Source organism: Stenotrophomonas sp. STEN018, from assembly GCF_056760235.1.
Map to the genome: position 1 here is coordinate 1 of NZ_JBRREK010000093.1, position 9,529 is coordinate 9,529.

Annotated in this window: 11 protein-coding genes and 2 pseudogenes; 9 read left to right on the plus strand and 4 right to left on the minus strand. The window is 62.5% G+C overall.

Annotation, left to right across the window (positions count from 1 at the left end):
• Window positions 1-834 (minus strand): transposase zinc-binding domain-containing protein (locus tag ACVOMB_RS20055; RefSeq protein ID WP_481532804.1); only part of this gene is annotated, 834 nt, incomplete at its 3' end.
• A 61-nt stretch (window positions 835-895) separates the two neighbouring features.
• On the opposite strand from ACVOMB_RS20055, the gene ACVOMB_RS20060 reads away from it, so the two are divergent.
• Window positions 896-1,090: a hypothetical protein gene (locus tag ACVOMB_RS20060; protein WP_052156759.1), complete on the plus strand. Its 195-nt coding sequence runs from the start codon at window positions 896-898 to the stop codon at window positions 1,088-1,090.
• A gap of 152 nt (window positions 1,091-1,242) precedes the next feature.
• A pseudogene (locus ACVOMB_RS20065) lies at window positions 1,243-1,743 on the plus strand (hypothetical protein); the annotation flags it as partial.
• 33 nt (window positions 1,744-1,776) lie between these two features.
• Here the strand turns inward: ACVOMB_RS20065 and ACVOMB_RS20070 are convergent.
• Both ACVOMB_RS20070 and ACVOMB_RS20075 read right to left on the minus strand, forming a co-directional pair.
• A pseudogene (locus ACVOMB_RS20070) lies at window positions 1,777-1,998 on the minus strand (peptide-methionine (S)-S-oxide reductase); the annotation flags it as partial.
• Window positions 1,999-2,105: 107 nt separating this feature from the next.
• The gene (locus tag ACVOMB_RS20075) at window positions 2,106-3,338 is read right to left on the minus strand and encodes a bifunctional alpha/beta hydrolase/OsmC family protein (RefSeq protein ID WP_077566231.1); all 1,233 of its coding nucleotides are present in this window, start codon (window positions 3,336-3,338) and stop codon (window positions 2,106-2,108) included.
• Window positions 3,339-3,566: 228 nt separating this feature from the next.
• Here ACVOMB_RS20075 and ACVOMB_RS20080 point away from each other — a divergent pair, with 228 nt between their 5' ends.
• The 7 genes from ACVOMB_RS20080 to ACVOMB_RS20110 all read left to right on the plus strand — a co-directional run bounded on the left by ACVOMB_RS20080 (window position 3,567) and on the right by ACVOMB_RS20110 (window position 8,589).
• Window positions 3,567-4,442, plus strand: a complete 876-nt coding sequence (locus ACVOMB_RS20080; protein WP_176126904.1) for a LysR family transcriptional regulator — start codon at window positions 3,567-3,569, stop codon at window positions 4,440-4,442.
• A gap of 146 nt (window positions 4,443-4,588) precedes the next feature.
• Window positions 4,589-5,032, plus strand: coding sequence for a peptide-methionine (R)-S-oxide reductase MsrB (gene msrB, locus ACVOMB_RS20085; RefSeq protein WP_077566235.1), 444 nt, complete (start codon window positions 4,589-4,591; stop codon window positions 5,030-5,032).
• A gap of 1 nt (window position 5,033) precedes the next feature.
• Window positions 5,034-5,573: a peptide-methionine (S)-S-oxide reductase MsrA gene (msrA, locus tag ACVOMB_RS20090; protein WP_077566237.1), complete on the plus strand. Its 540-nt coding sequence runs from the start codon at window positions 5,034-5,036 to the stop codon at window positions 5,571-5,573.
• Window positions 5,574-5,712: 139 nt separating this feature from the next.
• Window positions 5,713-6,417, plus strand: a complete 705-nt coding sequence (locus ACVOMB_RS20095) for a glutathione S-transferase N-terminal domain-containing protein (RefSeq protein ID WP_028720650.1) — start codon at window positions 5,713-5,715, stop codon at window positions 6,415-6,417.
• Window positions 6,414-7,382: a magnesium and cobalt transport protein CorA gene (locus tag ACVOMB_RS20100; protein ID WP_028720649.1), complete on the plus strand. Its 969-nt coding sequence runs from the start codon at window positions 6,414-6,416 to the stop codon at window positions 7,380-7,382. Before ACVOMB_RS20095 ends, ACVOMB_RS20100 begins: the two co-directional genes overlap by 4 nt.
• A gap of 106 nt (window positions 7,383-7,488) precedes the next feature.
• On the plus strand, window positions 7,489-8,004 hold the full coding sequence (locus ACVOMB_RS20105; RefSeq protein WP_226341216.1) for a hypothetical protein: 516 nt from the start codon (window positions 7,489-7,491) through the stop codon (window positions 8,002-8,004).
• Between the two features lie 135 nt (window positions 8,005-8,139).
• Window positions 8,140-8,589 carry a hypothetical protein gene (locus ACVOMB_RS20110; RefSeq protein ID WP_028720648.1) on the plus strand — a complete coding sequence of 150 codons (450 nt, stop codon included), beginning with the start codon at window positions 8,140-8,142 and terminating at the stop codon, window positions 8,587-8,589.
• A gap of 21 nt (window positions 8,590-8,610) precedes the next feature.
• Here the strand turns inward: ACVOMB_RS20110 and ACVOMB_RS20115 are convergent, their stop codons facing one another.
• Window positions 8,611-9,384: an MFS transporter gene (locus tag ACVOMB_RS20115; RefSeq protein ID WP_254850114.1), complete on the minus strand. Its 774-nt coding sequence runs from the start codon at window positions 9,382-9,384 to the stop codon at window positions 8,611-8,613.
• Window positions 9,385-9,529: the final 145 nt, after the last annotated feature.

Consider the following 9,529-nt stretch of genomic DNA (forward strand, 5'->3'; position numbering starts at 1 on the left):
CATCGAACTCATCCGCAGCCCATCCATGCCGTCGTCGCTACCCGCGCTGTCGGACAGGAACACGGATTCGTCTTCGCCTTCGAGCCAGCCGCGGCGCGACAGGTGCCGGCACACGCGATGCGCGATGGTGTTGGCGAGCTGCGTCAGTTGCGCAGAGGTGGGGGCACGGGCGCGGCGCAGGCGCGGCTTGCGCTGCGGCGGCTCGACGTTCGCGTCGTACACGCCGTCGAGCCACAGCATGTGGAAGTGAACATTCAGGTTCAGCGCGCTGCCGAAGCGCTGGATCAGGGTCACCGCGCCGCATTGCGCGCTGGCGTGGTCGACGCCGACTTGATCGGCTAACCAGCCGGCGATCACACGATGCACGATGCCCAGCACCGGGCTGATGGCCTCCGGCTTGCTGGCGAACAGGAAGCGCAAGGGGTACGGAAAGCTCAGCACCCATTGCCGCACAGGCCGCGGGCCGAACACCTCCTCGACCAGGTGCCGCGCACTCTCGGCCATGCGTCGCGCGCCGCAACTCGGGCAGAACCCGCGCTTCTTGCAGGAGAAGGCCACCAGCCTCTCTGCACGGCAGTGCTCGCACACCACGCGCAGGAAGCCGTGCTCGAGCACGCCGCAACGCAGGTAGGCATCGAACGCCTCGCGGACATATCCGGGCAGCGAGCGGCCCTCCGCTTCGATCCGTACAATGAAGTCCGGGTAGTGCGCCTCTACCAACGCGTACAGCAGCGTGCGCTCGGGCGCGTGGCGCGCGTACCGCGAACCGGTGTGGGCGGACGGCAGTGGCGCGCATCCCGCGGCTTGCCGCCGGGATGTGGCGAGGCGCGGCACGCAGCGCTCCGGTGCGGGGACGGCTGCTCAGTGTTGCGCCTGTGTTCGCACGTTCGTATCGGTGCGTTCTGATCTTCGCGTCAGACATTGCCGCGGCGACTCCCGCCTCGACCGCCTCGACACCCAGGTGCAGGGGGCGGCCCAGAGCGCCGAATCCGCCAATCAGGGCGCCCAGCGCGCCAACCAGCGCCTCGACCAGATCGAAGGCCGCGTGCAGCGGCTGGAGTCGTCGCCGCGCCGCGTGCCGCGCGGGTGAGCACGCACTCCGCTTGACCGACCGGCGCGGGGATCCGTCGCCTGCGCGGCGCGGATCCCCGCGTTGGATGGTGTTCCGCCCCCGAGGAGCTTCCCATCCGTACTTTCCCCCACTCCCTCTCCCACCCGGGCCGGCGCGCGGTTGCGCTGGCCCTGGCGCTGGCGCTGGCCAGCGTGGGCGCCCCCGCCAGCGCGCGCGACGACGGCACCCCGCCGGTGACGTCACTGGACGAACTGCCCCGCGGCCAGGACGTCTCCGACACGGTGATCGAACTGGCCGGCTGGGTCGTCGCCTCCGGCGACAGCCAGGGCTATCCCTTCGCGATCATGGACAAGGCCGCCGCCCAGATCCTCGTGTTCGGCGGCGATGGTCGCCTGCGCGGCGCCGCGCCCGGCCTGTTCGGCTCCGCCGTGGGCGACCACACCGCCCCCGGCATCGCGGGCCTCGCCCTGCGCGAGATCCCCGGCCGCGACCGCACCACCCCGGCGGGCCGCTTCGTCGGCGGCTACGGTCCGTCCATCGATGCCGGCCGCGTGCTGTGGGTCGACTACGAGTCCGCGGTCTCGATCCACCCGACCGCGACCGGCGTGCCGGAGGAAAAGCGCCCCGAGCGTCTGGCCTCGCCAAGTCGCCAGGGCGACTTCCTTCTGCACCTCGGTGGTATAGAAAATTGCCGATCGATAGCTCGGACCGACATCGCTGCCCTGTTGCTCGTAGGTCGTGGGGTCGTGGACCTGGAAGAAGAGTTCCAGGAGAGAGCGATAGCTGAGAACGGAAGGGTCGAAAGTCACTTCCACCGCTTCCGCATGGCCGTAATGTCTCGCATAGGTCGGATCACGCATTTCACCGCCTATGTAACCGACCCGCGTCGAAATGACTCCCCTGGCTCGGCGCAGCAAATCCTCCATGCCCCAGAAGCAGCCGCCTGCGAGAATTGCTCGCTCTGTCGCGGGCGCCCCTTTGCCGGTAGGCGATTGGCTCACAGTCCATTCGCCCTCCTCCGTGTGCGCCACGGTCAAGCCAGCCTCGCGGGATCCGCAGCCTGACTGGTGCTCAAGAGCTCGGTCTGCACGTCCGAACCCCGGATGAGACTCAGATCGACGGGACACCGATCAGCGATCGCGAGGATCCGAGCGCGCTGATCATCACTCAGCGGCCCATCGAGGACAATGGTGCGGGTGAACCGGTCGGGTGGCATCATGTCCGGCACCTTCTCGTGCTGCACGGTCGTGCTCGCCCGTTCGAGCGGAAAGCCCTTGCGGTTCGCATAGAGACGCATCGTCATCACCGTGCAGGCTGCGAGGCCGGCAGATACGAGCTCGTAGGGAGATAGTCCGGTCCCGAGGCCACCGACCGATGCTGGCTCGTCGGCGAACAGAGTGTGCTCGCCGCTGCGGACCTTGAGCTGGAACGTCCCTGCAAGAGTTTCGGTGGCGACGACGCCCTCCGCAACCTCGACCTGCGGAAGATCCGCCGTGAGTGGTGGGAGAAAGCGGCTCGCCCAAACCGCCACCATGGCCGCAGCGTAGTTCGCGTCCGCGACGTCGGTGAGAAGGTGATCCGCGTTGTCGAGCGAGATGAAGCTTTTAGGGTGCCTGGACGCGACGAAGATGCGCGACGCGTGGTCGATGCCGACCACCTGATCCAGCGGAGAGTGCATGACCAGCACCGGCCGTCGCAGGGAGGCAATGGCCTTCTCGACGTCGATCCCCTCAACCGCCTCAAGGAACCCTCGGCGAATGAGGAAGGGCCTACCGGCGATCTCCACCGAGGCCTCGCCCTCGCTCGCGATGGTGTCCAGATCATTCGGTCCGAAGAGCCGCAAGATATGCTGAAGGTCGGCCGGCGCACCAATCGTCGCCACCGCCGCAACGTCAGGCAACTCGGCCGCGGCTACGATCGCAGCGGTGCCACCCAGGCTGTGCCCGACAAGGAGGGAGGGTGACATACCCGCCGCCGCCATCGCCTTTGCGGCAGCCCTAAGGTCCTCGACGTCCGACGCGAAACTCACAGGTTCCCCCGACCCACCGCTGATCCCGGTTCCGGCGAAATCGAACCTCAAGACCCCGATGCCCGCACGCGACAGCGCGCGCGAGATGTAAACGGCGGCGCGACTGTCTTTCCCGCACGTGAAGCAGTGGGCGAAGATCGCCCAGCCCCGCGGCGTTCCCTCTGGCGGTTCGAGGTGCCCGGAAAGCTGAGAGCCAGCTCCACTCGCAAACGTGAATGTTGTTTCTGCCATGTCCATCAAACCTCCAGCTCGCGGCTTGGCGGTTGCGCTCTCAGAACCTTCGACGGAGCTGAGCAGAGCGCACCGCCAACCAGTAGGCGTCATCTCAGAGTATCATTTATATGTCTGGCGCATATAGACAAGCCCCTAGATCATGATTATATGCGCCAAGCATATTTCTGTGGCCTGCTTTCCGAAGGCGGGCTCACGGAAGAGGCATCAGTCAGGCGCATGGGCCAAAGGACTATGGAACTCAATCAAGTCAGCTATTTCATCAACTTGGCCGAGACGCTGAATTTCACAGCAGCTGCTCGCTTGAGCGGTGTGTCACAGCCAAGTCTGACCCGCGCGATCCGCCGCTTGGAAGATGAGCTTGGCGGGCCGCTGATCTATCGCGACGGGAAGAACAGCCGCCTGACTGGCCTTGGCCATGACGTCGAGGCAGAATTCCGGCGCATGGTGGTCGCGATGAAGAGCGTACGCAATCACTCGGAGCACTGGGCGATGGGGGGGCACCGCGTGCTGGATGTCGCCGTCGCGCCCACCGTCGGACCAAAGGAATTTACGGCGTTCTTCGAGAGCGCATTGGCGGAGATGCCATCCATCGAAATCAAGCTGCACTCGCTCCAGTCGAACGAGGACACATCGGAGGTGCTTTCAGGAAAATACCACGCATGCATCATGCCGCGTGAAACACGACCGGAACGCAAGCTGGATGTGCATCCTCTATTTCGGGAGCGCTTCGTGCTCGGCTGTTCTGCAAACCATCCCTTGGCTGCCAACGAGATCGTGCGCGGCGAAGACCTGCTCGAGTTTCCTTTCGTCGATCGCCTGAAATGCGAGTTTCGCGATCGGATCCTCGATCACTTCGCGCGACGGGACTTGCTCATGCAACCTCGCTTTCGATCAGATCGCGAGGACTGGGTGCAACGGGTCGTCGCTGACGGCCACGCCATATGCATTCTTCCGGAACGATCGGCCACCGTGCAAGGCCTCGTCACTCGGCCGATCGACGGATTTGACTTGGAGCGCGAAGTCGTGATCGCGACGGTATCCGGCTCCACGGCAACGGTCGAGATACGGAATATCGCGCAGCTGGCAGCCCGTTACGAGTGGAACTGAATCACGACGTGAAGAGCTTCGGCGCTATGGAAACTATACGCACGGCGTATTGGTAAAATCTAAGGCACACTGCGATAGTCGACGCCAATGACTGGCAAAATGAACGGCAGTGTGTCTGGACCTCTAGATAAGTATTGGAGACTATCATGAAGTTTGAAAAGTCACAGACAGCAGTTGACCGCCTGACCCCCGAGCAACGCCGTATTACCCAGGAGTCGGGGACCGAAAGGCCCTTCACGGGCGAGCACAACGACAACAAGGAGCCTGGCATCTACGTCGACATAGTGTCGGGAGAGCCGCTCTTCGCTTCAACGGACAAGTTCGATTCGGGTACTGGCTGGCCCAGCTTCACCAAGCCGATCGTTCCGGCAAACGTGAACGAGGTGCGGGACAGCGCACACGGCATGGTCCGGACGGAGGTCAGGTCGGTACACGCCGACAGCCATCTGGGCCACGTGTTCCCGGACGGTCCTTCCGACCGCGGCGGTCTGCGCTACTGCATCAACTCAGCGTCCCTTCGCTTCATCCCGCGCGACGAGATGGAGTCCGAGGGATACGGTGAATATCTCGATCAGGTAGAGGAGGCTTAACATGCATCAGCGCGCTGTTCTCGCAGGCGGATGTTTCTGGGGCATGCAGGATCTGATCCGCAAGCGGCCCGGCATCATCTCGACCCGTGTGGGTTACACGGGCGGCGATATTCCGAACGCCACGTATCGTAATCACGGCACGCATGCCGAGGGGATCGAGATTGTCTTCGACCCGACAGTGACGAGCTACCGGCACATCCTGGAATTCTTCTTCCAGATCCACGATCCGACGACGCTGAACCGCCAGGGCAATGATCGTGGGCTCTCCTACCGGTCGGGCATCTATTATGTCGACGAGGAGCAGAAGCGCGTCGCCGAGGATACGATCGCCGATGTGGATGCCTCGGGGCTGTGGGATGGCAAGGTCGTCACCGAGGTCGAGCCGGTCGGCGATTTCTGGGAGGCCGAACCGGAACATCAAGACTATCTGGAGAAGCGGCCCGGCGGCTATACCTGTCACTTCCCCCGTCCCGGCTGGGTGCTTCCACAGCGCCAAAAGGCTGGCGATGTGCAGCCTGCGGCCGACACCGCAGCGGAATAGTCTTCACTGACGTTGCCGCTGCGCCGCTCGGGTTCGCACTCTTCTTGACCGTGTCGTCAAACGACGCGGTCATCGGACCCCGCATTGATGAGGTGGTCATTTGAGTCAGCCGCCGTCGTAGCAACAGGATCGCAGAATTATGCCAGACCTCTCATCATTTCCGGTCACGCAGCGCTGGCCGGCCTCTCATACCGACCGCCTGCAATTGTACGCCGCGCCAACGCCCAATGGCGTCAAAGCCTCGATCATGCTGGAGGAGACTGGCCTAGCGTACGAGCCCCACCTGATCGACATCTCGAACAACGAGTCGAAGGACCCAGCGTTCGTCTCGTTAAACCCGAACGGCCGCATACCGGCGATCATCGATCCGGCGGGCCCGGACGGCAACCCCATTGCCGTTTGGGAATCCGGTGCGATCCTTATCTACCTGGCCGACAAGACGGGCCAGTTCATTCCGAGTTCACCCGCCCAACGTTACGAAACCTTGGCCTGGGTATTCTTCCAGGTGTCGGCCATCGGGCCGATCTTCGGTCAGCTTGGCTTTTTCCTGCGGTGGGGCGGTAAGGACTATGAGGACAAACGGCCTCGGCAGCGCTTTGTCGATGAATCCAAGCGTCTCCTCGGCATCCTGGATCGCCAACTGGAAGGCCGTGATTGGCTCGTCGACGACTATTCGATTGCGGACATCGCGACGCTCGGCTGGGTGAATGCGCTGGTTGAACTCTACGCTGCTGGCGACATCCTTAGCCTCAGCGACTATTCGAACATCCAGAAATGGCTCGGCCGTGGCTTGGCTCGACCGGCAGTGCAGCGTGGCCTGCAAATCCCTGCGAGGTCGGCATGAGCGTCATCGCCGCCTACTATTACAACGAAGGCAAGCGAATCCGGGAAATCGCGATCGACGAGCGCGTCCAACTCGACAAGGGTCGCTCGGGTTTCTGCTGGATCGCTCTTCTGGATCCCACCGCCGACGAACTTCACGCGCTTCAGGCGACGTATCACCTCCATCCGTTGGCAATCGATAACGCGATGCACCCGCTGTGCCCGCCCAGGCTCGACGTCTACAACGGCGAGCTATACATCGTCGCGCAGACTGCCGAACTGGTCGGCGACCGGATCAGCTACGGCAAGATGGCGATCTTCACCGGTCACAATCATCTCATCAGCGTGCGGCACGGCAACGCCGGAGCGCTAGGCAAACTTCGGGAGCAACTCGAGGCTTCGCCGGCGCTCTTCGGAAAGGGTGTCGACTACGTGCTGCACGCGATCTTGCACCGTATCGTCGACCAGTATCTGCCCATCTTCGAAATGATCGAGGATGACGTCCTCGCGATGGAGAAACGGTCGTTAGACGATTTTCTCGGACGGGCAGAAGTCGCCCGCATCTTCGGGCTGAGGGCCGAACTCACGCGCTTCCAACGCACGCTCGGCGCTATGGCCGAACTGGTCAGAAAACTCGTCCGCGGGCATTTCCCCTGCATCAGCGCCGAAGTGAGGCCGTACTTTAACGATGTCGCGGATCACGTCGATCGGGTGCAGTCAATGGTCGACGGCCTCCTTCAGGTCCTGTCTACAGTCTTTGAGGCCAGCAGCCTTTTGGAAGCACAAAGGATCGGGGTGATCACCCGTCAGCTTGCCGCTTGGGCGGCAATACTCGCAGTCCCGACGGCGATCGCTGGAATATACGGCATGAACTTCAAGCATATGCCGGAACTGGACACGGCCTACGGATACTTCGTCGTACTCGGGGTGATGGCGATATCCTGCCTTTTCCTGTTTGTGCGCTTCAAGATGGCCAAGTGGCTGTGAATACCGCGTCTCGCAAAACTCGCCGTCATCCGACCGGTCACAGCGCGCCCGACGCCGGGGCGGGCTCAATACGACACCAAGCATAGGTGCAGCCGTGACATCCCAAGTGACCGACGTTCTAGAAACAGTGCAGTCCTTCGTCGCCAAGGGCTACAACCGCGAGTACCGCGTCAAAGACGGCAATCTCGTCGATCTCGATCTCGGATCAACACTGGACCCTTGCGCCCTTCGCATCGACGCGGCGTTACGCCTCGAAAGCGGGAGTGACGCAGAAGACGCCTCCAACATCTACGCGATCACCGATCCAGCGACAGGGCACAAGGGCCTGTTGATCGACGCGTTCGACGTATTCGACGAAATGTGTCACCGCGACCTCTCTGAGCGCCTCGTAGCGCATCGGGAAACAGTCCCGCAGGTGACCAGGATGTGCCGAGCAAGCACGGACTGCGCAAAGTCTACAAGAGCGAGTTTGACCGCGATCCCGAGCGTTACGTTGTGCGGCAGGGCTTTCCAGACTTCCCAGCATGCCCCTTCGGCGGAGCCTTCAGCATTCTCGGCTTCGATACCGCCGAGCGGTCATATGTCTGGCTCGTCACAAGCATCATCCGAGATTCACGGCTGATTAGAATTCCTTATCAGGGAGAGGACGTCATCAGCGATGAATAGCAGGATCAGCGAGCCCCTGTGGTCCCCTCCCGAAGAGGTCGCGGACCAGTCTACCGGATATTTGTATTATCGAAACATAACGAGGTGATTTATGGATTGGAATAAAGACCATATTCGGGAAACTATGCTTTCGCTGGAAACTGCAGCCTTGCATAGCGCTCGCGACAATTATCTGGATTATGTCTCCACCGCTCGGCTCGATCGGAGCGAACCGATCGAAAACGACGAACTAGCTCAGGCCGAGGTCGCAAGCGACTTCGCCGAAGCGCTCGATGACACGCTCCATGACTATGCTGATAAACTCGAAAAACTCAGGACGATCGATTTCGGTCCCAAGTTGGCCGTCAACGAAGGCGCAGTCGTCAAGCTGTCTGGCCGCCACTTTGTGATCGCGGTGTCAACGAGCAAGTTCACCTGTCAGGGGCGTGAGCTCATGGGCATTTCCACGATGGCGCCGATCTTCGAAGCAATCGAGGGTGCCCGAGCCGGGGAGACCGTGCAGTTCAACGGACGGGATCTCACAGTAGAAGACGTAGAATAAGGCACCCCACCGCCGCCCACACTAATGCCGAACGTCCTGGGTCTTTCCTTGCATGCATATCATCGTATCGAGAGATCCCGTGATCATCGGCGTGCTCGGACAACGGGCGCCGGCCTTGGCCTGGTTTGGGGGACTCGGCTGCCTGCGTGTGACGGCCAGCACCGCCAGGATGATGAGCAACGCCGCCGCATAAAGGAACAAGCCGCCTGGACCTACGATAGCCATCGCCGCTCCCCCGATGAGGGGGCCCGCGGCTGTCCCGATCCCGTTGAGTAGCAGAAGCCCGCGCGCGGTGCCCAGTAGCCGACTGGCCGGAAGATCGTCGTTCGCGACCGCGAGGCACAACGAATAGATCGGTATGCCAAAGCCACCAAAAAGAGCACCCGCCGCGAGGAGCAGGGGCAGAGGTGCTTCCGCGGCCATCGCTACGCCGACGGCAGCCGCCGCGGACGCCAGTGCCGCACCGGCGATGACAAGATTTCGGGACACTCGATCCGAAAGCCAGCCGAGTGGCCACTGCAACGCCAGCGTTCCACCAAGAACCGCAGCCATGAAGGCGGATATGCCGCCCACATCGAGTCCGATCCTCTGGCCAAAGTTTGGGCCCATGCCCCAGAAACCGCCGATAGCCAGGCCGGCCAGGAACGCGCCAGCAGCAGCGAGGGGCGATGCGAGGACGAGGTCCCTGAATACGACCCGCTCCTGTTCGACCTGGGCCGGCGGATGACTGGGCAGCAAGGTGATCGGAACCACAGCCGCCGATATCAAGAGCGACACGATGAGGAACAGTGTCACGTCGGGGGTATAGGAAGTTCAACCGCCCTTTTTGGCGAGTCTGGCGGGTAGGAAGCGGCCGCGCAAGCGCCGCTTTGGGCACAGATCGGGCACAGATCGGGGGTTCATGCGTGGGTTTTCGACATCGCGGGGCCACGCAGCGGCT

Coding starts and splice junctions, on each gene's coding strand:
- ACVOMB_RS20110 (WP_028720648.1), top strand. CDS start 8,140: ATGGATTGGAATAAAGACCATATTCGGGAAACTATGCTTTCGCTGGAA.
- ACVOMB_RS20075 (WP_077566231.1), bottom strand. CDS start 3,338: ATGGACATGGCAGAAACAACATTCACGTTTGCGAGTGGAGCTGGCTCT.
- msrA (WP_077566237.1), top strand. CDS start 5,034: ATGCATCAGCGCGCTGTTCTCGCAGGCGGATGTTTCTGGGGCATGCAG.
- msrB (WP_077566235.1), top strand. CDS start 4,589: ATGAAGTTTGAAAAGTCACAGACAGCAGTTGACCGCCTGACCCCCGAG.
- ACVOMB_RS20095 (WP_028720650.1), top strand. CDS start 5,713: ATGCCAGACCTCTCATCATTTCCGGTCACGCAGCGCTGGCCGGCCTCT.
- ACVOMB_RS20100 (WP_028720649.1), top strand. CDS start 6,414: ATGAGCGTCATCGCCGCCTACTATTACAACGAAGGCAAGCGAATCCGG.
- ACVOMB_RS20080 (WP_176126904.1), top strand. CDS start 3,567: ATGGAACTCAATCAAGTCAGCTATTTCATCAACTTGGCCGAGACGCTG.